Source organism: Truepera radiovictrix DSM 17093, assembly GCF_000092425.1.
GTDB lineage: Bacteria > Deinococcota > Deinococci > Deinococcales > Trueperaceae > Truepera > Truepera radiovictrix.
Genome location: NC_014221.1, coordinates 2,957,585 through 2,979,946, shown reverse-complemented (window position 1 = coordinate 2,979,946; position 22,362 = coordinate 2,957,585). Strand labels below are relative to the sequence as shown.

At 69.1% G+C, this 22,362-nt stretch carries 16 protein-coding genes; 8 read left to right on the top strand and 8 right to left on the bottom strand.

The window, feature by feature from the left end; translation table 11 throughout:
• Positions 1-56 precede the first annotated feature (56 nt).
• A complete protein-coding gene (gene ftsH, locus TRAD_RS13635; protein WP_013179196.1) occupies positions 57-2,054 on the bottom strand; it encodes an ATP-dependent zinc metalloprotease FtsH in 1,998 nt (665 codons plus the stop codon).
• Between the two features lie 700 nt (positions 2,055-2,754).
• Complete coding sequence (gene glgC, locus TRAD_RS13630) at positions 2,755-4,005, bottom strand: glucose-1-phosphate adenylyltransferase (RefSeq protein ID WP_041947317.1); 1,251 nt, start codon at positions 4,003-4,005, stop codon at positions 2,755-2,757.
• A gap of 219 nt (positions 4,006-4,224) precedes the next feature.
• Between glgC and TRAD_RS15460 the strand changes: the two genes are divergently transcribed.
• The 5 genes from TRAD_RS15460 to TRAD_RS13605 all read left to right on the top strand — a co-directional run bounded on the left by TRAD_RS15460 (position 4,225) and on the right by TRAD_RS13605 (position 9,732).
• On the top strand, positions 4,225-4,737 hold the full coding sequence (locus TRAD_RS15460) for a hypothetical protein (protein ID WP_013179194.1): 513 nt from the start codon (positions 4,225-4,227) through the stop codon (positions 4,735-4,737).
• A gap of 8 nt (positions 4,738-4,745) precedes the next feature.
• Positions 4,746-5,795: a dual-specificity RNA methyltransferase RlmN gene (rlmN, locus tag TRAD_RS13620; protein WP_013179193.1), complete on the top strand. Its 1,050-nt coding sequence runs from the start codon at positions 4,746-4,748 to the stop codon at positions 5,793-5,795.
• A 51-nt stretch (positions 5,796-5,846) separates the two neighbouring features.
• Positions 5,847-7,523, top strand: a complete 1,677-nt coding sequence (locus TRAD_RS13615; protein WP_013179192.1) for a tetratricopeptide repeat protein — start codon at positions 5,847-5,849, stop codon at positions 7,521-7,523.
• A 286-nt stretch (positions 7,524-7,809) separates the two neighbouring features.
• Positions 7,810-9,078, top strand: coding sequence for an SPOR domain-containing protein (locus tag TRAD_RS13610; RefSeq protein ID WP_041947315.1), 1,269 nt, complete (start codon positions 7,810-7,812; stop codon positions 9,076-9,078).
• Between the two features lie 12 nt (positions 9,079-9,090).
• The gene (locus tag TRAD_RS13605; protein WP_013179190.1) at positions 9,091-9,732 is read left to right on the top strand and encodes a redox-sensing transcriptional repressor Rex; all 642 of its coding nucleotides are present in this window, start codon (positions 9,091-9,093) and stop codon (positions 9,730-9,732) included.
• Positions 9,733-10,118: 386 nt separating this feature from the next.
• Here the strand turns inward: TRAD_RS13605 and TRAD_RS13600 are convergent, their stop codons facing one another.
• The 5 genes from TRAD_RS13600 to TRAD_RS13580 form a co-directional block, all read right to left on the bottom strand.
• A complete protein-coding gene (locus TRAD_RS13600) occupies positions 10,119-11,216 on the bottom strand; it encodes a glycosyltransferase family 4 protein (RefSeq protein WP_049773134.1) in 1,098 nt (365 codons plus the stop codon).
• Positions 11,217-11,256: 40 nt separating this feature from the next.
• Positions 11,257-12,114, bottom strand: a complete 858-nt coding sequence (locus tag TRAD_RS13595) for a sulfotransferase family protein (protein ID WP_013179187.1) — start codon at positions 12,112-12,114, stop codon at positions 11,257-11,259.
• Positions 12,111-13,112 carry a sulfotransferase family protein gene (locus TRAD_RS15455; protein ID WP_013179186.1) on the bottom strand — a complete coding sequence of 334 codons (1,002 nt, stop codon included), beginning with the start codon at positions 13,110-13,112 and terminating at the stop codon, positions 12,111-12,113. Before TRAD_RS15455 ends, TRAD_RS13595 begins: the two co-directional genes overlap by 4 nt.
• Before the next feature lie 99 nt (positions 13,113-13,211).
• Positions 13,212-14,165 (bottom strand): sulfotransferase family protein, encoded by a 954-nt coding sequence (locus tag TRAD_RS13585; RefSeq protein ID WP_185095178.1) that lies wholly within the window; start codon positions 14,163-14,165, stop codon positions 13,212-13,214.
• A 219-nt stretch (positions 14,166-14,384) separates the two neighbouring features.
• Entirely contained in the window at positions 14,385-15,755 is a 1,371-nt protein-coding gene (locus tag TRAD_RS13580; RefSeq protein ID WP_013179184.1) for a flippase, read from the bottom strand.
• 73 nt (positions 15,756-15,828) lie between these two features.
• On the opposite strand from TRAD_RS13580, the gene TRAD_RS13575 reads away from it, so the two are divergent.
• The 3 genes from TRAD_RS13575 (at position 15,829) to TRAD_RS13565 (ending at position 18,865) form a co-directional block, all read left to right on the top strand.
• On the top strand, positions 15,829-17,220 hold the full coding sequence (locus tag TRAD_RS13575) for an MFS transporter (protein WP_013179183.1): 1,392 nt from the start codon (positions 15,829-15,831) through the stop codon (positions 17,218-17,220).
• A gap of 93 nt (positions 17,221-17,313) precedes the next feature.
• Positions 17,314-17,652, top strand: coding sequence for a hypothetical protein (locus TRAD_RS13570; RefSeq protein ID WP_013179182.1), 339 nt, complete (start codon positions 17,314-17,316; stop codon positions 17,650-17,652).
• 58 nt (positions 17,653-17,710) lie between these two features.
• Positions 17,711-18,865, top strand: a complete 1,155-nt coding sequence (locus TRAD_RS13565; protein WP_013179181.1) for a M20 family metallopeptidase — start codon at positions 17,711-17,713, stop codon at positions 18,863-18,865.
• A gap of 285 nt (positions 18,866-19,150) precedes the next feature.
• Here the strand turns inward: TRAD_RS13565 and TRAD_RS13560 are convergent, their stop codons facing one another.
• Complete coding sequence (locus tag TRAD_RS13560) at positions 19,151-22,360, bottom strand: DUF499 domain-containing protein (RefSeq protein WP_013179180.1); 3,210 nt, start codon at positions 22,358-22,360, stop codon at positions 19,151-19,153.
• Between the last annotated feature and the right edge of the window lie 2 nt (positions 22,361-22,362).

The following is a 22,362-nucleotide window of genomic DNA, read 5'->3' as shown; positions in this document are numbered from 1 at the left end:
GTAAGGAGCGCCGAAGCGCTCCTTGGGGTGAGGTGAACGGGTTGGGGTGCGTCGCGTTAGCTGCGCGGGCCTTCGGGCGCCGGCCGCGTGTCGATGGCGGGGCCGCTAGAGCGCCCCTCGGCTTCGCGGCGGCGCTGCTTGTCGGCTTCGGCGGCGCGCTGCGCGGCGGCGGCCATGCGGCGCTCGGCGGCTTCGGACTCCTCGACGATCATGCGGGTGATCTCCTCGGCACTCGCACCCTCTTTGGCGCGTTCAAAGGCCTTCATCACCAGGGTACCCTCGACCGTCTCGCGCTGCAGCAGCGCCTCCGCAACCCCCCGTACGGCGGTCCAGTTCTCCTCGATGACGGTCTCGGTCGTGCGGTAGGCCTCGGCCAGGATGGTGGTGACCTCCTCCTCGAGCTCGCGCGCGGTCTCCTCGGAGAAGTCCTTGCGGCGGCTGATCTCACCCCCCAAGAAGACCGGCCCCTGATCGGAGCCCCAAGCGACGTACTCGGGCCCACCCATACCGAGGTCGAAGACCATCTGTTTGGCGATGTCGGTGGCCTGTTTGAGGTCGTTCGAGGCGCCCGAGGAGATCGTGCCGGTGAGCTTTTTCTCCGCGACGCGGCCGCCGAAGGCGACGATCAGCTGCTGCTGAAAGCGTTCGCGCGAGAAGAACATCTCCTCTTTGGCCAAAGGCGCCATAAAGCCGCCCGCGCCGCCGCGCGGCATGATGGTGACCTTGCGGATCTGACCGAGGTCGGGCTGCGAGGCAAAGGCGACCGCGTGCCCCGCCTCGTGAAAGGCCAAGATCTTGCGCTCCTCCTCTGTCGGGACGAGCGAGCCGCGCCGGAGGCCGAGCACGATGCGGTCGAGCGCCTCGTTGAAATCCGCCCAAGAGATCACCTGTTTGCCGCTCCGCGCGGCGATGAGCGCCGCCTCGTTGGTCAGGTTTTCGAGGTCGGCCCCCGAGAACATCGGGGTCGCGCTCGCCAAGCGTTCGATGTCGACGTCGTCAGCGATGGGTTTGTTGCGCACGTGCACGCGCAGCACCTGCGCGCGCTCGCGCAGCGTCGGCAGCCCGATGGTGACCTGGCGGTCGAAGCGGCCCGGGCGCAAGAGCGCGGGGTCGAGGATGTCCGGACGGTTGGTCGCGGCGATGATGATCACCGAGGTGTCCTTTTCAAACCCGTCCATCTCCGAGAGGATCTGGTTGAGTGTCTGCTCGCGCTCGTCGTGACCGCCGCCGATACCGGCGCCGCGGCGGCGCCCGATGGAGTCGAGCTCGTCGATAAAGATGATCGCGGGGCTCGCCTTGCGCGCCTCCTCAAAAAGGTTGCGCACGCGGCTCGCGCCGACCCCGACGAACATCTCCATAAATTCGCTGGCTGAGACCGTTAAAAAGGGGACCCCTGCCTCGCCGGCGACCGCGCGAGCCAGGAGCGTCTTCCCCGTACCCGGGGGGCCGACGAGCAGCATCCCCTTGGGGATCTCCGCGCCGATGCGCAGGTACTTCTGCGGGTTTTTGAGAAAGTCGACGACCTCTTTGAGCTCTTGTTTGGCCTCTTCGTGGCCGGCGACGTCTTCGAAAGTCGTCTTGACCTTGTTTTCGCGGCCGTAGGTCTTCGCTTTGGACTGGCCGAACTGCATGACTTGGCTCGAGCCACCCTGCGCCCGCATAAAGATAAACCAGAAAAAGGCGATAATGAGCAGCACCGGCAAAAAGCCGACGATGAGCCCGAGCCACGGCGACGGGGCGCGCCCCCTTACCTCGACGTCGTTCGCGCGTAGAAGCGGCAGCAGCTCGCTGTCTTCGACGGGGAGCGCGGTGGTCTGAAAGCTGCTGATCACCCGTGTCTGACCCGCTTCGTCGATCTGCGTCTCTTCGCGCAGCTCGCCGCGGATGGTGTTCTCTTCGAGCACCACGGAGGCGACGCGGCCCTCTTCGACGAGCTGCGTAAACGTCGAGTAGGTGATCTCGCTCCCCGGCGGCCGGGCGCTGAACTGGTTGAAGATCACCACCCCGAGGACGATCAGGATGACAAACAGCCAAGGGTTAAACGGTCGTTTCAAAGGAGCCTCCACGGGGCGCGCTGCGCCTGCAAGGGCACGTCGCCCGAGGGGGACGTGCTTGGGAAACGGCTGGGCGCGGCCTCGTCAACTGTTAGAGCATGGTAGCATCTGGGCCCGCGCGCGGTGTAAGCCAAGGGACCAAAGTCGCCTTCGCGCGCGCTGCGCTCCCGTCGTGCTCACCGGGCGTGGCGTGACGCTCGTGGGGCCGCGCTGAGCTTCGCGAAGCGGCTGAACCCGCCGAGGGTTGCGCGCCGCCAAAGTGGGGTCTAGGTCCTGCAGCCGACGCCCCAAGAGCGGAGCGCCCGTAGCGCGCCCCTAGGCCCAACCTCGAGGCCAGTGGAATAGGGCAGGAAGGAGCGATAGCGTTCCCGACGGCGCGCTACGGACGACGAGATCCTGCTGGGTTCGCCGGTCGGGGTGCCTTCACGGGCACCCGACTTCGTTAGCGCTGCGCCCCAACCATCCCCCTAGAGGCGTGACGCGCGGAGCCACGGGGTCAAGCCACCTAGGTCAAGCCACCTAAGGTCAAGCCATCTCGGTTCAGCTACCTAGCTCTGGTGACCCTCGCGCTGCGTCCAACCGGCGCTTAAGCGCCCGGTAGGCGCGCGTGCGGACCACACGCTGCGGGTCACCGATCCTCAAAGGCTCGCGTGGGTGCTAGGGGCGAGTCGCTAGCGCCATCGACGGAGTCCAACGGGGCCTAGGCGAAGCGGTAGCTCTTGGGCACCACCACCACGCCGCGCTCGGTGACCGTAAAGCCGCGCGCCCGGTCGTCGGCGTGGTTGACGCCGATCTGCGTCCCCTCGGGGACGCGGACGTTTTTGTCGATGATGGCGTTGCGGACCACGCAGTGCCGCCCGACCTCGCTGCCGTCTAGGATCACCGAGCGCTCGACGAGGCTGTACGAGTTGACCCGCACCCGGCGCGAGATGACCGAGTTGCGCACCGTCGCGCCGGAGATGATCACCCCCCCGGCGATCAGCGTGTTAAACGCCTGCCCGCGGCGGTCGCTGGTCTCGTGGACGAACTTGGCGGGGGGGGAGAACTCGGCGGCGGTGCGTAGCGGCCACTCGGGGTTGTAGAGGTCGAACTCGGGTTTGACCGCGACGAGGTCCATGTTGGCCTCCCAGTACGAGTCGAGCGTGCCGACGTCGCGCCAGTAGGTGTTCAGCCCCTCCTGCCCGGGGATGGGGTTTTGAGCGAAGTCGTAGGCCATGATCTTGTAGCCCTCGTCGAGCGCCATCGGCAGGACGTCTTTGCCGAAGTCGTGTTCTGAAGCCTCGTTGGCCGCATCTTTGGTGAGGAGCTCGACGAGCGCCTCCGTGCTAAAGACGTAGTTGCCCATCGAGGCGAGCGCGTGGGTGTCGCGGCCGGGGATCGGTTTGGGGTTCTGCGGTTTTTCCTGAAACTCGGTGATCTGAAAGTTTTGGTCGACTTGCAGCACGCCGAAGCGCGTGGCGTCCTCCAAAAGCGTCGGGTAGGCGGCGATGGTCACGTCCGCCGCGCTGTCTATGTGCTGCTCGATCATGTGGCGGATGTCCATCTTGTAGATGTGGTCGCCCGAGAAGATCGCTACTAAGTCGGCGTGGTTGTTGTGAACGAGGTGCAAGTTCTGGTAGATGGCGTCGGCGGTGCCGCGGTACCACTCGGCGCCGAGCTCGTCGTAGCGGTACATCTGCGCGGGCGCTAGGGTGATAAAGTAGTCGCTCAAAAAGGAGCCGAAGCGCCAGTGGCGCTGGATGTGTTCGGTCAGGCTCTGCGCTTTAAACTGCGTCATCACGTACATGCCGTAAATCTGCGAATTCATCATGTTGTTGAGGGCAAAGTCGATGATGCGGTATTTGGCGCCGAAGGGCACGGCGGGTTTCGTGCGCTTAGAGGTCAGCGGCTCGAGCCGCGTCCCTTTGCCCCCGGCGAGAACCATCCCGAGCACCTTTTTGCGGTTTGACATCCTGCTCACGCGACCCCTCCAAAAGGGCTGCCGCCCCCACCAAGACCCAAGCACGTCCACGGGGAGCGTGCAGCGCGCTAAACGGCTTCTACCGTCACTATAGCCCATCCCGTCGGCGCGCGGGCGTCCACGAACCGCTTCCGAACCGTCCGCAACCAACCCTGCACGAACGTAGCCAACGGGGAGCCGAGGCGGCCAAAGAGCGCCTACAATGGGGGGGTGGAGCACCTCCTGGAGTACCAAGACTACGTCTTAGCCTACCGTTTGCGCGCCCTCGTCGGGGGGCGGACGCGCCCCCAGACGCCGTACCTGTCGCTGCCCGAGTACGCGCGCAAGCGGCTCGAGCGTCAGGCGCTCGCGAGGGAGGTCTTAAAAGAGCGCGACTACCGCGAGGGGTTGCGCCGCGTCGAAGCGCTTACCGAGGCCATCAACTTCGGGTTTTGGCACAACCCGGGGGAGAGCATCGAATTTTTGCGCCGGACCATCGAGCAGGGGGGGTGCAGCGCGCTCGAGTCGCCCGAAAACTTTATCGCCGCGCTCCTCACGCGCCGCGAACAGGCGGCACTCAGCGACGCCGAAAAACGCCTCGTGGCGACCTACTACTTGGGGCTTCTGCGCTCCTCGGCCTCGTACCTCGACGCGGAGGTGTTTACGCGGCTGCGCGGGGAGATCGAACCGCTGCGCGCACAGCTCCCCTTTTTCGTGCTCCCCGAAGCGGCGAGGGTGGCGTGAGGGGCTCCATGCAGGGGGTTCAGAGCCTGCTCGAGCTGTCCCCCGACGCGCTGCCGGCGCCCGACGCGCAGCCCTACCGCCGCGCGCAGCTCGCGGCGTGGCTCTACCAGCGGGGTGCGCTCTCCTGGGAGGCGATGACGAACCTTCCGCGCGCGTGGCGCGCCGAGCTCGGGGCGCGCTACCGCTTAAGCCCGTTTGTCCGACTCGAGCGTTTTGTCTCCGCCGACGCCTCCGTGCGCTACCTCTTGACGCTGCCCGACGGCAAACAGACCGAAGCGGTCTACATGCCCTACCGAGGCCGCAAGACGCTCTGCGTCTCCTCGATGGTGGGCTGCCCCGCCGGCTGCGCCTTCTGTGCGACGGGCGCGCTCGGTTTCGGCCGCAACCTGAGCCGCGCGGAGATCCTGGGGCAGCTCCTGGTGGTCGCGCAGGCCGAGGGGATCGCCCCGCGCGAGATCCGCAACGTCGTGCTGATGGGGATGGGCGAGGCGCTGCTGAATTACGACAACGCCCTCGGGGCGATCCGCACGATGATCCACCCCGAGGGGCTTGACATGTCGCCGCGGCGCATCACGCTCTCGACGGTGGGCCTGCCGGGGCGTATCCGGCGGCTCGCCGCGGAGCGGCTGCCTCTGGTGCTCGCCGTGTCGCTGCACGCCCCCGACGAAAAGACGCGCCGCGAGATCATCCCGACGGCGCACGCGCACGCCATCGAGGAGATCATCGCCGCGCTGCATGACTGGCAGGCTGCGGGGGGGCGCCGCGTGACGATCGAGTACACCATGCTCGCGGGCGTCAACGACGCGCTCTGGCAGGCTGAAGCGCTCGTGGCGCTCCTGCGGGGGCTCGTGGTGCACGTCAACCTCATCCCCTTTAACCCGTGGGGCGCTTCCCCGTTTCGCTCGAGCTCGCGCGCGCAGATCGCGCGTTTCGAGCGGGTGCTGACGGGCGCCGGGCTCTCGGTGTCGGTGCGCTTTTCGCGCGGGCGCGACACCGGTGGGGCGTGCGGGCAGCTGGCCCTGAGCGGGGAGGGCGCCCTAGCCTCTTCTGGCCTCTGAGGTGCGCGATTTAACACGCCCCGTGGGCGTCTGCGCCTTACCATGCGGAGGATGAGCGGAGCGACGTTGGGCCAGCAGCCGAGGTCCCGCCAGGGTGTGGGGCGCGCGTGGCGCAAAGGGCGTTGGGTGGGGGCGGTGCTCTTCGTAGCGAGCACGGCCTTTGCGAGCGCCCCTGAGTGGGCGGCGCAAGCCGAGGCGCTGCGGTCGCAGATGCGGGGGGGCGAAGCCTCGGTGCCCGAGCGCGAACCGCCCGACGCCGCGCTAGCGGCCCTCGAAGCCCGCGTGCGCTCGGCGCCCGAAGACCTCAACGCGTGGCTCGACCTGGGTGCGGCCTACCTCGAGGCGGAGCGCTTTGACAGGGCCAAGGAGAGCTTTCTAGAGGCCATCGCGCTCGACTACCTCGCGGCCGACGCGCACTTCGGTCTCGGTCTGAGCGAGTACGGCCGGGGGGACTTTGACGCCGCCCTCTTCGCCTTTAGCGAGGTGGCGCGGCTTTTTCCCGAGCGCTTCGACGGCCACTTCAACCGCGGCGTGGCGCTCGCGCGGCTTCGCCGCCCCGAGGCGGCGGTCGCGGCCTTTGAAGAGGCGCTCGCGCAGGCGGGCCCCGAGACCGGCGCGCAGGCGCGGGCCGACGCCTACGTGGGGCTCGCGGGGCAGCTCATCGCCCTCGGCCGTTTCGAGGCGGCAGCCGAGGCCTACGCCGAGGCGATCGCCCTGACGGGCGACGCCCCCGAGCTCGTCTACGCCCGCGCCGAGGCGCTCTACCGTGCGGGGCGGGGGATCGAAGCGCTGCCGGCGCTAAACGCGCTCGAGGCCGAAAGCGTCGACTACCGCGTCAGCGCGCTGCGCGCCGACATCTACACCCAAGCGGGGCAGACCGACTACGCCCTGCGGGCGCTGCAGCGGGCGGTGAGGCGCGCGGCGGAGGCCGAGGACGCGAGCGCCGAAGCGAACCTGCTCATCCGTTTGGGGCTGCTGCAGCGCTCCTTGGGGCGCGAGGCGGCGGCGACCCGCGCCTTCGGGGCGGCGGCGCAGCGCGCGCCGGACTCCGGCGAAGCGCTCTACAACCTCGGCCTCAGCTACCTCGAGAGCGGCCAGCCCGATCGCGCCCTGGAGCCGCTCGAGGGCGCGCTGATGCTGCAGCTTAGGGCGCAGGGGGAGGGGGCGCGCGCGGCGCAGGGTGAGGTGTACTTGGCGCTCGCCGCCGCCTACGAGCAGCTCGGCCGCCCCAACGAGGCGCGGCGGAGCGCCGAGGCCGCCGCCTCGCGGCTCGCCGACGCTGCGCTGCGCCTCGAGGCGAGCGCCATCTTGGGGCGCTCGCTCTACGCCCTGGGCGAGTTCCGGGGGGCGCTGTTGGCGCTTCGCGAGGTCGCCGACGCGCGCCCGGAGGACGCCAACGCGCAGCTTTGGGCGGGGCTCGCACACTACCAACGGGGGGAGTTCGAGGCGGCCATCGCCCGCTACGAGCGCGCGGTGGCGCTCGACCCGAACGGCGCCGAAGCGCGCCTGAATCTGGGGGCGGCCTACCTCGCGGCGGGGCGCTACGAGGACGCCGCCCTCGTCTACGAGCTGTTGACCACCCAGTTCCGGGAGGACCCCGACGCGTTTTACAACCTCGGCTGGGCGCTGTTGTCGCAGGGCCGCCCCGATGAGGCGCGTCAGGCCTGGGAGCGCGCCGTAGAGCTCGGTTTCGAACCGGCGCGCGCGGCGCTGAGCCAGTTTTTCTAGCCGCTAGCGGCCGCCTCCCCGCGCAACCGTCAACCGGGTCTCGCGCGCACCCTCTGGGACGCCGAGCTGGAGGTGCCGCGCGGTGACGGGTAAGCCACAGGCCACACACCACGCCCCGCACCCGAGCTACCAAGCACAGCGCCGCTACCCCAGTGTCTCGTATAGGTGTTGCACCTATTACACACTATCAGTCTCTTTTAGCATGCACGCTCAATGAGCAAGGTGTGAGCTATCGCTCAAGGTTGACTTAGCATCCGCTATGAGTATTCGCTTTAGAATGGGGGCCATGGACTGGATAAGACGCAACTGGCCTGACCTGCTGATCGGCGTGGCGCTCGTGCTGGTCATCGCTATGATCATCGCAACGCTCCTTAGTGGCGGTTCGCTCCTCTCGCTGGTGCGGCGCGACACCCCACCCGAGCCGCAGGCGGTGACGACCCTCGGTCCGGAGCCGATCACCGAACCGGAGCCGGTCGCTGCCGACGACGCGCCGGATGAAGGGGCGGGCGAAGGCGCCGAAGCCGAGGGGGATGCCCCGGAACCCACCGCCGAGGCCGCCACCATCGACCCCTTTATCCCCGAGGTCGGTGACGCTCAGACGGGTGGCGCGCCGCTGCTAGCCGGTGCAGACGACGATGACGATGAGGTGGCCGAGCAGGACGCCGAAGCCGAGGCCGACGGCGGCGAGGAGGCGACTGCGGCAGCCGCCGACGCACCCCCTGCGCCCGCCTCGCCGACGGGGAGCTACCGGGTCGCGGCGGGGGCGGTCGGCTCGAGGGAGGGAGCCGACGAGTTGGCCCAGAGCTACCGCGAGCTGGGCTACACCGTCGCCGTCGAGGAGCAGGGCGACCTCTTCCTGCTGTGGGTCGGCCCCTATGACAACGCCGAGGACGCCGAAGCGGCCGCGCAGGGCATCCGCGACGCGGGCGGTGACGCGCTCGTCTACCGCTTTGCGGGGGCGGCTGCGGACGCTGAAGGCGGTGCAGCCGCCGCAGCGGAGACGGCAGAGGACGCTGCCGAGAACACCGACGAGAACACCGTAGCCGAGACCTCACCGGCGGTCGCCGGCGAGGAGGCGGCAACCGGCGCCGACGTCGCCGCGGCTGAGGGTGACGTGGTGGCTGACGCCACCGACGACGCCGAAACGGCCGCTGCGGGTGCGGGCGAAGCGGGTGCGGGCGACGTCGGCGCACAGGGAGCGGCGACGGCCGACACCGGTACGGCTGCTGCAGACGCTGCCACGGAGGAGACCGAGACGGCTGAAACCGCTGACGCACCTGGAACCGAAGTCGGGGCGGGGAGCGCGGTTCAAGAGGTGGCCCCACCGAGCGCGCCCGCGGGGCAGCGCTACTTGCAAGTCGGCGCTTTTGCCAGCCCGGAGAGCGCCGAGGGGCTTCACCAGCGGCTTGAAGATCTCGGTTTCGACGTCACCCGCAGCGAAACGGAAACCGGTTTGACCCGCCTCTACGTCGGCCCCTTCGACGCTGACGAGCTCTCGCAGACGCAGGCCACCCTGACCGCTCAAGGGATCGACAGCTTCCCGGTCGCGCAGTAGCCCGTACGCCCCATGTCCACCGTACCTACCGCCACGATCAGCCGCCTCGTGACCTACCTGCGCATCTTGACGCAGCTCGAGGCGCAGGGGATCAAAAAGACCTCGTCGGAGCACCTCGCCGACGAGGCACAGGTCTCCGCCTTTCAGGTGCGCAAAGACCTCGCCTACTTCGGGCGCTTCGGCACGCGCGGCGCGGGTTACACCGTGCCGACGCTGCGCCGCGAGCTGCGGCGCATCTTGGGGCTGACGCGCTCGTGGAGCGCCGCTATCGTCGGGATGGGGCGGCTCGGTGAGGCGATCGCGCACTACCCGAACTTCGGCGCTTACGACTTTCTGCTTAAGGGCGCCTTTGACATCGACCCCCACAAGGTCGGCCGCGAGGTCGCCGGGCTCACCGTGCAGCACGTCGACGAGCTTCCCCGCGTGGTGCGCGAGAAGGGGATCGACATCGGCTTTATCACCGTGCCGCACGAGGCCGCCCAAGACGCCGCCGACGCGCTCGTGCGCGCGGGCGTCAAAGGCATCCTCAACTTCGCGCCAACCGTGATCGACGTCCCCAAAGAGATCCACGTCGAGCCCGTGGACTTTTTGGCGGGGCTCAAGCGGTTGTCGTTTTACATCCTCAACCCGCAGCTGCGCGAGGAGGTCGCCTAGCACCGGCGCACCTCGCAACGGAAAACGGCCCGCTCGAGCGGGCCGTTTTTTGTGAGCACCGCTTCGCTCAGTCGTCAGCGCGGCCTTCAGTCGGCTCTCGGTTCGGATCCTCAGGTTGCCGCGTCACGTCTTGGACGCTCTGCGCGGCGCCCCGCGCGGCGTCCTCGGCCCCTTCGACCGCCTCTTCGACCGTCTGTCCAGCCCTCTCGGTGGCGTTCTGGAGCGACTAGCCGGCGTTCTCGAGGGCGTTCTCCACGGCTTGGCCGGCGTCTTGGGCGCGCTGCGCATCGGGTTCACAGGCGGTTAGGGCGAACAGGGCGGCGAGCAGGAGGAGGGTGGTTTTCATGACGCCGAGCTTAGCAGGTGGGCGGGGGGGCGATGGTGGGTCAGCTATCCGGTTGGGCTGAGAGCTCTCCGCCGCTTAAGAGCGCCTCGAGCCGCGCGACCGCCCGCTCCCACGAAAAGCGCTGCACGTAGCGGTGCCCCTGGCGCGCCAACGTGACGCGCAGCGGCGGGTTCTGCAACAGGGTGAGGACGTTGCGGGCGAGCGCCCCCGGATCCTTGGGGGGGCTTAGGAGGGCGGTCTCGCCGTGACGGGCGTACTCGAGGTGCCCGCCGACCTCGGTCGCGGCGAGGGCGCAGCCGCAGAGGAGCGCCTCGCACCCCGGCAGCCCCCACCCCTCGGTCCACGAGGTCGCCAAGAAGACGGCGCTCTCGTTGTAGAGACCGCGCAGCACCTCCGGAGGGGGGGTCTGCACGTAGCGGACCCACGCGGGGAGGCCTGGTGGCGGTGCGGGCACGCCGAAGAGCGTCGCGCGCAGCTCGGGCAGCTCGGCGCGGACGCGCTCGAGCGCCCGCAGGCCGTCGCCGGAACCCTTCCACGCGGCCGTGTGAAAGAGCATCATGGCGCGCGGCTCGCGCCCCTCGATGGGGCTATCGAGGCCAAACGCGTCCAGGTCGAGGCCGTTGGGTAGGTACGCCGCGCCCTCGCCGTCGGGACCGACGGCGTCGGCGACGACCCGCTGGAGCCAGCGCGCGATGGCGAGTTTGCGCAGCGGCAGCCGGAAGGTGGCGTCGACGCGCGCTCGCGGGCCGCTCCACGTCTCGTAGTGCTGGATGAGGTAGAAGCCGCGCCCCTTGGCGGCGGGGTAGCGCGCGACCCACTCGGCGGTCTGCCAGGCGGTGGCGATGACCGCGTCGCCGTCGGGGACGCCGCGCGCGTCCGGGGTGGCGCGCCAGAGCACCTCGACGGCCGGATGGAGGGCGAACCACCGCGGCAGGTAGCTCCGCTGCAGCCGCCTCTGCGCGTAGCGGGCGCGCGCCTTGAGGGCCGCCAGGAGTGGCGCCTCCAGGTCGGGTTGCGCGACGTGCACCACCCGAACCTGGTGGCCGCGCGCGGCGAGGCGGCCCGCGTACTCGTAGACCACCTTGAAGCCGCCCACCGGCAGGTGCCCCGAACCGGGCAGCACGAAGGTGACCCTCACGGGGCGCCCCCACGCGCGCTGCGCGTCGTCACGCGCGCCATCACGCCAGCCAGTGCGACAGGTCGCGCCCTAGCAGCGCGCTGAGCCGCGCGACCTCGGGTTCGAAGCGCGCCCGCAGCTCCTGCTGCAGCTCGGGGGGGAGCGGCGCGCGCCGTTCGTGCGCCGAGTTGAGCCGGTCGAGCCCCTTGTAGAGCACCGTGCTCAAGGGTTTGGGGAGGCGGTGCAGCGCCGAGTCAGGTTGCAACACCTTGTGCAGCGCGCGGCTGCGGATGCGTTTGTTGCGGTTGACGACCTTGAAGTTAGGGGTAAAGGGCGCGAGCTCTAAAAACGCCAGCACGCGCTCCCAGACCCCCGGCAGGTCGCGTTTAAAGTCGTCGAAGACGATGACGTGGAGCTGCTCGCGGGGGAACGCGGTGAAAAACCGCTCCAGCTGCTCGCTGTAGCGCGCCGCGTCCTCGTAGAAGGGAAACGCGCCCAGCGCCGGCTCGAGCCCCCTTCTGCGCCGCGCCTCGGCTGCCCACGCCGCCTCGAACGTCGCGTAGGGTTCGGTGCCGTTGACGCGCTTTTGCGAGTGCAGCGAGGGGAGCATCTCCAGGGGGTTGCGCACGATGGCGATGATCCGCGCCTCTGGGTAGCGCTCGCGGATGCGATGCGCGGCGACCTTGGAGATGAGGTAGGTCGCCGACGACTCCCCGACGACGCGCGCGCGCGCCCCCGCGAAGAGCCCCTCGTAGCGCTCGGGGTCGCGGATGGCGAAGGGGGCGTCGACGTCGGTGCAGAAAAAGTGCGGCTCTTTGGGTTCGGACATCCACACGTCCGGGTGCTGCGCCAGAAAGCCGTGCAGCGCCGAGGTGCCGCACTTGGGCGCGCCGACCAGAAAGAGGTTAGGGCGGCTCATTGGGAGGCGCGTCCGGCGGTGTCCGGGGCCGACGGGTGCCAGGGCAGCGGGCGGCCGAGGAGGTCCTCGAGCGCCCTGACCTCTGGCTCGAAGCGCCGCGTCAACAGCTCGCGTAGCTCGGGGTCGAGGGGGGGGCGGGCTTCGTAGCGGACGTTGAGCCGGTCGAGCCCTTTCATCACCCGTTGGCGAAAGGGGCGGGGGAAGAGAAGGCGCGAAAGCCGTTTGACGCTCTCGGGGGGCGCCTGCACAAACTCGCGCAGCAGCTTCGAGCGGGCGCGTTTGTTGGGGTTGACCACCCCGAACGCGGGGGTAAAGTCGTCGCGCACCCCCAAAAACTGCAGGGTTTGGCGGTAGGTGCCGGGTAGGTCGGTGCGGAAGTCGTCGTAGAGGATGACGTGCACCCGTTCGCGGCCGAAGCGCGCGAAGTAGCGCGCTACCTGCTCGGCGTAACGCACCGTCTCCGAGTAGAGGAGCCCTTCGGGGAGGTGTGCGCTCTTGGGGACGCGCCGCCCCGCTTTGCGGTCGCTTTCGGCGGCGAGCGCCGCCGCAAAGTCCTCGATGTCCTCGTTGCCGTTAAAGAGAAACTGCGAGTGCTGCGAGTAGAGCATGTCGGCGGGGTGGCGCAGCATGATGATGATCTTGGCGTCGGGGTTGTAGGTGTGGATCTCCTCGGCGGCCGTTTTGGAGAAGAGGTACCACACCGACGCCTCGCCGCGCAGCGGTTGGGTGGCGCCCTCGAAGAGCGCCGCGTACGCCTCCGGGTCGCGCAGGGCGCCCTTGGAGAAGTGGAGGTCGCGGCCGAAAAAGTGCACCTCCTTGGTCTCTGGGATGAAGATGTCGGGGTGCTGCGCCAGAAAGTCGTTCATGGCGGTGGTGCCGCACTTGGGGGCGCCGACGATGAAAAAGTTCGGCCGCGTGTCGCGCGTCGGGGCCTGTGCGGTGGTCTCGGGGCGGGTGTCGCCGGTCTCGGCTGGGGGGTGGGTGGCGGTATGGGTCATGGCGAGGTCCTAGGGCGCTTGGCGCGCATCCCGCTAAGCGTACCCCGCCGCGCATGCCTGCGTGGTAGGTGGCGCGTGGGTGAGGGGTGCGCGCCCCGGTCACAGCTCGAGCCAGGCGCTCAAGTCGCGCCCGAAGTGGGCCTCTAGCCAGCGGATGTGGGGGGCGTAGTACGCTACGAGGCGCTCTTTCACCGCGTCCGGCATGTCGGTGGCGGGGGCGTCGTTGACGGGGCTGGTGTCCGCGGCGCTCGGCGGGAGTCCGGCGGGGTCGAGCTCCAAAAAGTCGGCGACGCGCCGCAGTTCGGCGCCGGGGTCGCGGGCGATGTCGTCGTAGAAGAGGTAGAGCAGCCTCTCGGGCGGCACGTGCGCCTCCCAGTTCCCTATCGTCCGCGGGTAGTCGCCGCGCAGGAGCCTTTCGGGGTGCAGGGCTGCTGCGATGAGCGCGTCTGTGAGCTCCTCCCGGAGCCTTTCGCCGAGCTGCCGATCGGTGTAGCGCCCGATGTGCCGCCGCCACGAGTAGCGCAGCCCCGACCAGGCCCGCGCGATGGGGTTGCGGATGTTGAGGATGACCTTGACCTCGGGTAGGTGCCGGAGAACCTCGCCGACGCGCTCGCGCGACAAGGTGGCGTAGTCCGGGGTGATCTCGCCGCAGCGGCGCTCGCCCGCCCCCGCGAACTGCGCCGCGTACCAGCGCCAGTGCGCGGGGTTCTCCAGGTCGAAGTAGAGGGGGCGCGTCCAGGTCGCGCCGGAGAAGCGGCAGGGGGTGTGGGGGCGGGGTTCGTTAAAAAAGTGCAGCTCTTTACGGGCGGGCAAAAAGACCCCCGGGTGGGCGGCGAGCCGCAGGTGGAGCCAGGTCGTCGCCGAGCGCGGGGTGCCGATGCCGAGAAAGTCCGGGTACCGCGGCGCGACGTCCTTGCGGCGGCCTGCGGCCCACACTTCGGCGGAGAACCGTAGCGCGTAGAGGCGCGTGCGCAGCCGGTCTCGAAGGGGCGCCGCGTGCGCGCGTACGGGGTTGGAGCCGCGGGGCGAAAGCGTGGTTGGATGTGAGCGCACCTCGATGCTTATGCTCCTTGATGTCAGCGTCGACACGAGCGCCCGCGGCAGCTCGCCCCCCGGTGAATCGGTGGCGAACGCGCCGGACGAGCTGCACGTCAAGCAACCGGCTCCGGCGCGCCGCTACCAGTCACGGCGTCAGCGGCCGACACCCCCAACCCTGGATGTACTCCAGTATACAGGGTACTCGGGGGTGGCGCTTCGGGGGGCGCGGGCGCGTTAGCGTTCGCTCGCGTGCCGAGCCCGGCGTAAGGTGAGGACGCCGAGGAGCGCGTAGAAGCCCAGGCGCCGGTAGACAAAAGTGGCCAGCAGCGCGTTCCAGGTAAGCGTGCTCAAAGCGGTCGCGGCCGCCGCGCCGTTGATCCCGAAGGGGGGGATGAGGAGCGCGTTGAGCAGGATGTTGAGAGTGGCGCTTAAACCCACCGCCAGCGCCGTGTCGCGCTCGAAACCGGTCATGTTGAGAAGCGTGCCGACGGTGCCCGTAGCGGCGTTGATCAGCTGCCCGGCGCTCAAAATCACCAGTGCGGTGCGCGCGGCGACGAACTCGGGGCCGAAGAGCCGCAGAAAAACCCCGCCCAAGAGCACCATGCCGAGCGCCAGCGGCAGCGTCGCGAGGGTAATCAGGCGCGTGCTGCGGGCGGTCGCGGCCTCGAGCTGCGCGCGTTTGCCCTCGGCGAACAGGCGCGCCAGCGTCGGTGAGAGCGCCGTGTTGACCGCTAAAAGCACGAACGAGATGAGTTCGGCGCCGCGCGTCGCGGGGGTGTAGAGCCCGACGGCGTCGGTGTCAGCCAGCATCCCGAGCATCACCACGTCGGTGCGGGCGTTAAGCACGTACATCCCGCTAATAACCATAAAGGGCAGCGCGCGCCGCAGCCAGCGCCCCGGTTCGGCGCTCGGCGGGGCGCTCTCGGTTTCGTCGCGCAGCACCCTGACGAGCAGCAGCGCGCCGACCCCGAAGGCCACCGCCGTCGCCGCGAACGCTGCTAGGGTCGCCCACACCGCGTTAAAAGGGAGCCCGAAGCGGGGCAGCGCGAACCACGCAAGCAGGCTAAAGGCGATGATGAGCACCGGCCGCAGGAGCAGCTCGGGCCACTGCCCGCTAACGATGTGGTTAAAGCCGCGCATGGCCGCCTGCCGCAAGCTCGTCAGGGTCGTCAAGGGGAGCGACGCGAGCGCCAGCACGAACGCCAGTCGGAGCCCGTCGCGCGGCGCCAGCACGACCCAACCGACGCCCGCCGCGAGCGCCGCGACGCCCAGTGAGGCCGCCAGCACCGCCAGGTTGCCCCAGCGCACAAAGCCGTGCAGCGCCCCCCACGCGCCTCGAGCGCGAAAGACGGCGACCTCGCGGACCATCAGCTTGTCCATCCCGAGCGCGGTCGGGATGGCGAGCAGGTTGACCCAAGCGAAGACGAAAGCGTAGACGCCGTAGCCGCTCACGCCTAAAAGCCGCGCCAACAAGACGCTGGTGGCAAAACCCAGGCCGGTCGAGACGACCCGCATCAAAAGCGTCCAGAGGGCGCCCTGTTTGGCGCCGCCGCGGGGGCCAAGGAGGGTTGCGAGCGAGGTGCGAAAGCGTTGGAGCGTGGTCATAAGAGCCCGGGCCGCTGCGCATCATAACGCGCGGGCGCCTCGAGCGGATGATGCGGGACCTTTAAGATGCCTTATGCCCACCCCACTGCCCCGCCGCCTCGCCCTCGGTTACGGCGTCGCGGAGGTCGGGGCGTCGCTCTCGTACAACGCCATCAACTTTTTTCTCCTCTTCTTCCTCGTCGAGGTCGCGCGGCTGCGCCCGGAGCTCGCCGGCGCCGTGCTCCTGCTGGGGCGCGTTTTTGACGCCGTGACCGACCCACTCATGGGCGTGTGGAGCGACCGCGTGCGCGCGCGGCGCGGTACGCGCACGCCCTTTATCGCGCGCGGCGCGCTGCCCTTTGGCCTCACCTTCGCCCTCCTCTGGGCGCTCCCTGCGCTAGAGCACCAGGGGGCGCTCCTCGCGCTCGCCGCGGCGGCGCTCTTGCTGCACACGCTCGTCTACACCTTTGTGCAGGTGCCCTACCTGGCGATGACCCCGGAGCTCGCCCCCGACTACGAGAGCCGCACGGTGCTGAGCGGTTACCGCGTGGTGTTCGCCACCTTCGCCTCCCTCGTGGCGGCGGCCGCGCCCCCGCTGCTCGCCGCGCAGTTTAACGCGTGGCGCGGCCTGCCCGAGGGGGCGGCCTTCGGGTGGCGCGCCATGGGGCTCCTTTTCGGCGCGCTGATGAGCCTCGCGTACGCGGCGACGGCGCTCGCGGTGCGCGAACCCGCGCGGCCCGGGGGGCGTGCGGCGGTTCCGGCAGCGCGGCGCGAGGGGGCGCTCCGGTCGCTCGCCGCCGCCCACGGCTACCTCCCGGTGCTCGCCCTCTTCGCGACCCTGACGCTCGGGCTCGGGACGCTCTCGTCTATCCTGCCCTTTTTCCTGGCGAGCCGCCTGCAGCTGCCCCCGGCCGTGCAGACGGGGCTCTTGGGGCTGCTGTTCGTCGTCGCGGCGCTTAGCGTCCCCCTCTGGACGCGGCTCTCGAGCCGCCTGGGCAAGCGCGGCGCGCTGAGCGTCGGCCTCGCGCTGCTCGCCGTGAGCTTGCCCGCGCTCGTGCTCATGAGCCCCGCGGGAGCGCTCTCGGCGGCGCTGCTTCTCGGCACTGTGGTCGTCGGCGTGGGGGTCGGGGCGGTGCTGCTCTTTCCCTGGGCGATGCTGCCCGACGTCCTCGAGTTCGACGCCCTGGCGCGCGGCGCGGCCCGTGAGCGGCGCGACGGGCTCCTCTACGCCGGCTTCACCTTTGCGCAAAAGCTCGCGTTCGCGCTCGCGGCCGCGCTCAACGGGTTCATGTTGGGGGCGCTCGGCTACCGCGCGGGCGAGAGCGTCCAGCCCCCCTCGGCGCTCGCCGGGGTGAGCTGGACGGTGGGCGGCACGGCGGCCTTCGTGTTCCTGCTGGCGCTGCCGCTGGTGTGGCGCTACCCCATCTCGCGGCGCGCGCACGAGGCGGCGCGTGAGCGCTTAGCCGCGCGGGACGCCGAGGTGTAGTCGGCACCACCTAGGGTCCAGTGGGTATACTCGGCTTGACATGTTGACCCCTCCAGCCTTTGCTGGAGGGGTGGGTGGGGCGAGAGGGGAACCGTGCGCGAACTGCTCTACAGCGCGGCCATGCACTTTAAGCGGGGGCAAGCGCACGCCGAAGCGGGCGCGCGCCGCGAGGCGATGGCCGCCTACGCCGCCGCGCTGCGCGACCTGCACGCGGTCAAACCGCAGCGCGAGCGCGACGTGCTCCTAGCGCGCGTCTACCTCGCGCGCTACCAGCTAGCGCGCGCGCACCCCAAAGCTGCCGAAGGGCCCTCGGCGGCGCTGCGCGACCTGCGCCTAGGCTACTCGTACGCCCGCACGACGCAGGAGCCGACCGTGCGCGTGCTCGCCGAGACGCTCTGGCAGGAGCTGCTGCGGGCCAAAGGGTCAGGGTAGCCCCCCGACGCGAAAAGCGCTCGCTGCGTCGCGGGGTGCGGGTGGTACAGTAGCGCCCATGACCCTAGCGCGCATCAGCCCAGCTCTGCAGACCGCGGCCTTGCGGCGTGAGCACCGCTACTTGGCCACCCTCGAGGCGCTCGTGCGCTTTGAATCGCCGACGCACGACAAGGCCCTCGTCGACCTCCTGATGACCCACCTCGAGGCGACGCTGGTGGGGCACGCTTGGGAGACCGAGCGCCTGCCGCGCGAGGCGGTCGGGGACGTCGTGGTCGCCCGCAAGGGGTGGGACGAGGAGGCAGCGGGGCCACGGACGCTGCTCCTAGCGCACGCGGACACCGTCTGGCCCCAAGGGACCCTCGCTGAGACCCCCTTTCGCCGCGAGGGTGACCGCGTCTACGGCCCCGGCATCCTCGACATGAAAGCGGGGATCGCCACCGCCACCGAGGCGGTGTGCTTGCTCGAGGAGAGCGGGGTGGCGCTGCGCGGCCCCGTGACGCTCCTTATTACCTCCGACGAGGAGATCGGCAGCCCGCACTCGCGCGAGCTCATCGAGACGCTCGCCCGCGAGCACGACCGCGTGTTTGTGCTCGAGCCCGGCCGCGACGACGGCGCGCTCAAAGTCGGGCGCAAGGGGGTGGGCGACTTTTTCCTCACCTTCGTCGGCAAAAGCGCCCATGCGGGCAACCACCCCGAACTCGGCGCCTCGGCGCTGCGAGAGCTCGCCCACTTCCTCCTCTTCGTCGAGGCGCTCGCGGACCCCGAGGCGGACACCAGCGTCAACCTAACGGTCGCCCAAGGGGGGACGGCGGCGAACGTCATCGCGGAGCGGGCGCGGGCCACGGTGGACTTTCGCGTGCTCCGCTTGGGCGAGGCCGAGCGCGTGATCCAAGCCGTTGAGGGCTACCGCCCCGCCGACGCGAGGGTGCAGGTCATCGTCGAGGGGGGCTTAAACCGCCCGCCGATGGAGCCCACCGCGGCGAACCTGGCGCTCTTCGAGGAGGCCAAAAGCTACGCCTCCGGCTTCGGGGTGGCGCTCGAGGGCGCCGTCGTGGGGGGCGCCTCGGACGGCAACTTCACCTCGGCGATGGGGCTGCCGACGCTCGACGGGCTCGGTGCCGTCGGTGGCGGACCGCACGCGCGCCACGAGCACATCCGCGTGCGCGAGACCCTCGAGCGCGTCGCGCTGCTCGCGGCGCTGTTGGCCGCTTAGGGGCGGGCCCAGTGCAGGGGCGACGAGCCTCCCGGTATCGCGCGCCTCCCTGGCTGGTGGACGGTACTGAGCGTGAACCCGTGACCTCTCGCGTGTGCAGCGCCCACTTCGTGTCACACTTTGTGAAGATCCTCGGCCCGCCACGCCCTGTCCCCATTCGTCGGCGAGGTGCGCTCGACGGGTCAGTGCCCCGCTCTGTGTGCGGCGGTGACGCGCTGACAGCCAGAGCGAGAAGGGTGCTCGGCGCGTTCGTAAGGGGGGGTGGTTTAGTGCGGTGCGTCGCCCTTAGTCCTCCCAGTCGGCCCGTAGTCCCTGCTGCGCCAGCAGCTCCCGGACGTTCAGCTCCAGCAGGCTCTCATCCAAACCGGCAGGATTCTCGGCGCTCAGGCGCACCTCGACACTGACTTTACCCTTGGCATCCTCGAGCGCGTAGGCCACGTCCACAAGCTTGGGCAGGTCGCTGATGCTAAGGTCGTTGAAGCTGAGCCGCACGTGCGTCTTGTTCTTGCTGACCGCGGCAGGGCCGGTGCCATCCCTGCTGGAAGGCGGGGCTGGGTCGGCTGGGGCGATGGGCGGCTTTACTTCGCCACCAGGCTTGCTGACTTCCGGTTCGTGCAGCACCCCGGGCCGGGCGAGCAGGTAGTGGTCGGCGAAAAAGAAGTCGTTGGCTGCGGGCGGGTTGGTACGCCGCCACACCCGCGGGGTGCTGTCGTCCCGCTTGAGGGCGATCTCGAAAAGACCATCTCTTACACCTTTGACGAGGGCGTTTCTGAGCACGTCCTCGTTTTCTAAGTAGGGAAGGTGTGGGAGGCGCAGGAAGTAGTCGCGCAGGTCACGCAACCTGACCGTCTCCACATCCGCAGGCCAGAGGTCGTAGGGACCGGTGGCGAGCAGCGCAGGGTCTAGTGCGGCCAGCAACCGGTCCTGCGAGCGCAGCGTCTCCACCACCGCGTCCACGAGGCTGCGGGCCGTCTTGACCTGCGCGCTCACGTCGTGCACCCGAAACTTCTGGGAGCTTGCGTCCAGGGGCTCGTAAAGACGGGTGTAGCAGGCTTTGGCCGCTTCGGGTAAGCGCTCACGGGTCTTGCCTAGACGCTCGGTGAGGTCAAGCCGCTGGTCTGGCGACAGCTCCAAGCCGCGGTCGGCGCTGATCTCCTCTAGCGCTAGCAGCTCACGGACGAGGGCACGCGCCCTGCCGAAATCACTGCTGCTGCCCGCGAGGTAGAGGACGGTGTTCTTGTTGACGCGCGGGCTGGAAGCGTGCGTGTTCTGGAAGACGAAGGTAGCGCGCTCGAGGCTCTCCTTGTCGTCAGCGGGCTGCTGCGGTGAGAACACCACTAGCTTGAGCTGCGCGTTGTCTGGAATATCGCGGGTTTCCTCCGGCCAGACGATGGGTTTGATGAACGGGACGCCGCCCGCGCGAGCGCTCACCGCGTCCTTCAGCCGTTCCTCGACAGCGTTGGGTTTCACTTGCCCCATGCGGTCGGTCAAGACCGCGTTGAGGTTGGCTTGTACCCGAAAGACCCAGCTGCCGTTGCCGTAAAGGTAGTAGAGCCGCCCCCGCAAGCGGGAGAGCGCGTCGCTTAGCAAGGTCGGGGAGATGCCGTCGGGCTGGACGAGCGCCAGGCGCAGGCGCGGCTCGGTCACGCCCTTCTCCCCGCCGCCGGAGTGTGAGTACATGAAGATGGCCGTCGCCGTCGTCTGGCAGAGCCGGTGTCTCGCATACTCCCCGCCGCGCTCCTTGTCGGTCAGGTAGGCCTTGCCATCGCTGGGGACGATGTCCGAGGCCAGCACGGGATCCCAGTTGCCGCCCCTCAGGATCTGCATGACGGTCGCTCTGAGCTGCGGGTCCTCCAACCCCACGTCGCCGAGACCAATGAGGGGTCTGGCGGCGGGGGACATATAACCGTACTCGATGACGCGCGCCAAGAGCCGCAGCACGCCCCGCGTTTTCTGGAAGGTCTGCATGGTGCCCCAACGCTCGTAGAGCACGTCGATAAGCTCGGGGTGGAAGGGGTAGGCGCGCAGCATGCGCCTGCCGTAATCCTGGCTGCGCACGTCCGTGGGCAGGTCGTCGCGGTAGTTTTCGTAGAGCCCCTGGTAGGCCGCTACCACCCCTCTAGCCTGCGCCTCGTCGATCCTGCGGAAGAGGCGGCGCCGCACTACCTCGAAGATCTCCTCACCTTGCACCGGCACGCGCGTGGCCTCCACGCGGCCCAGAATTTTGCCGAGGGTGTCAAAGACGCTTTGTGCCCTCTCGTGGTCGTAGTACTCCAGGTGTGACTCGGGGAAAGTCGTCACCAGAGCGGTACCTTTCGACGAGCTCACCACTTCGGTCAGCGACTGCAGAAACGCGAAGGTCTGCGCCTGCAGGTTGCTGTCCCCCACCACCACCGCGCTGGCGCGCACCTGGTAAACGAGCAGCTCGTCCAGCAGAATGAGCACCCTGCTGTACTTGCCAATAAGGGTCCTCAGGGTGTCCTTGCTGGGGCTGATGCGGCTCTCGTCGCTGGCCCTCACGACCTCATAGCCTGCCCTGCCGCCGAGCTGGTAGGCGATCTCACCCCAAAGCGTGTGGACGGTGACGCCCGCTTCGGCTTCCCGGGGTTCTACGCTCACGTCCGTGCCAACCACCACCGCGCAGCGCGCGTGCGGCACGTGATCTAGCCCAGCTTCCCTGAGCAGCGTCTGGATGTCCGACATGCCTTCGATGTCCGCCGCACTCTTGACGAGGTGGTAAAGCGCGATCAGGGTGTGGGTCTTGCCGCCCCCGAAGGGCGTGCGCAGCTGCACCACCGCCTCGCCGCCCGTTCCCGCGAGGCGCTTTAGCGTGTCCACCAGGAGGCTGCGAAGCTCGCGGGTCAGGTAGGTCTTGCGGAGGAACTCCTCGGCCCGCCCGTACTCCGGGGGCGCCTTGCCCGCTACCACGTCGTCGAGCTTGGCGGCGAAGGTGCTCTCGTCAAAGCCACCCTTTTTGATGTCCTCGTGCGGCTCGGCGTGCTGCCACCAAGGGGCGAGCTGCGTGCTGGGGCTGGCTTGGGGCGGCGCGTTGTCCCGCAGGTTCTTGATGGCCTGCGCGTGCTCGTCCGCGCCGATGGAGATGAGGATGCGGGCCATGGAGTCGAGCGCGCGCGTCACGTCTTCGGCGGGGATATCCTGTTGGTGTGCGTACTTGTGGCGCACCTCCACGATCTCGTCGGCCCAGGTCGCCGCTTTTTGCAAGGAGCGTTTAAAGTCATCCCGGAACACGTCTTGGTTGGCTAAGAGCAAGTCCTTGACGTGTACGATGTCGAAGACGTCCTCCGGCGCCTGCTGGTTCTTCAGGTTTGCGATGGCGTTCTGGCGACGGCTCTCGGACTTGAACGAGCCGAGGTAGGCCTCGAGCCACGCCCTGCCCGAACCGTAGTGACCCTTGAGCTTGCGCAGCGTGTAGGCGCGCACGCTGTCCGCGTAGAGCTTGAGCGCCTGGCCGACGCGGTCGTAGTCCGTTGTCATTC

Bases quoted from the DNA above. Each gene is read 5' to 3' on its own strand.
- TRAD_RS13580 (WP_013179184.1), bottom strand. From the start codon at position 15,755: ATGACCACGCTCCAACGCTTTCGCACCTCGCTCGCAACCCTCCTTGGC.
- TRAD_RS15455 (WP_013179186.1), bottom strand. From the start codon at position 13,112: ATGACCCATACCGCCACCCACCCCCCAGCCGAGACCGGCGACACCCGC.
- TRAD_RS13595 (WP_013179187.1), bottom strand. From the start codon at position 12,114: ATGAGCCGCCCTAACCTCTTTCTGGTCGGCGCGCCCAAGTGCGGCACC.
- rlmN (WP_013179193.1), top strand. From the start codon at position 4,746: ATGCAGGGGGTTCAGAGCCTGCTCGAGCTGTCCCCCGACGCGCTGCCG.
- glgC (WP_041947317.1), bottom strand. From the start codon at position 4,005: ATGTCAAACCGCAAAAAGGTGCTCGGGATGGTTCTCGCCGGGGGCAAA.
- TRAD_RS13575 (WP_013179183.1), top strand. From the start codon at position 15,829: ATGCCCACCCCACTGCCCCGCCGCCTCGCCCTCGGTTACGGCGTCGCG.
- TRAD_RS13605 (WP_013179190.1), top strand. From the start codon at position 9,091: ATGTCCACCGTACCTACCGCCACGATCAGCCGCCTCGTGACCTACCTG.
- TRAD_RS13610 (WP_041947315.1), top strand. From the start codon at position 7,810: ATGGACTGGATAAGACGCAACTGGCCTGACCTGCTGATCGGCGTGGCG.
- TRAD_RS13615 (WP_013179192.1), top strand. From the start codon at position 5,847: ATGAGCGGAGCGACGTTGGGCCAGCAGCCGAGGTCCCGCCAGGGTGTG.
- TRAD_RS13565 (WP_013179181.1), top strand. From the start codon at position 17,711: ATGACCCTAGCGCGCATCAGCCCAGCTCTGCAGACCGCGGCCTTGCGG.
- TRAD_RS13560 (WP_013179180.1), bottom strand. From the start codon at position 22,360: ATGACAACGGACTACGACCGCGTCGGCCAGGCGCTCAAGCTCTACGCG.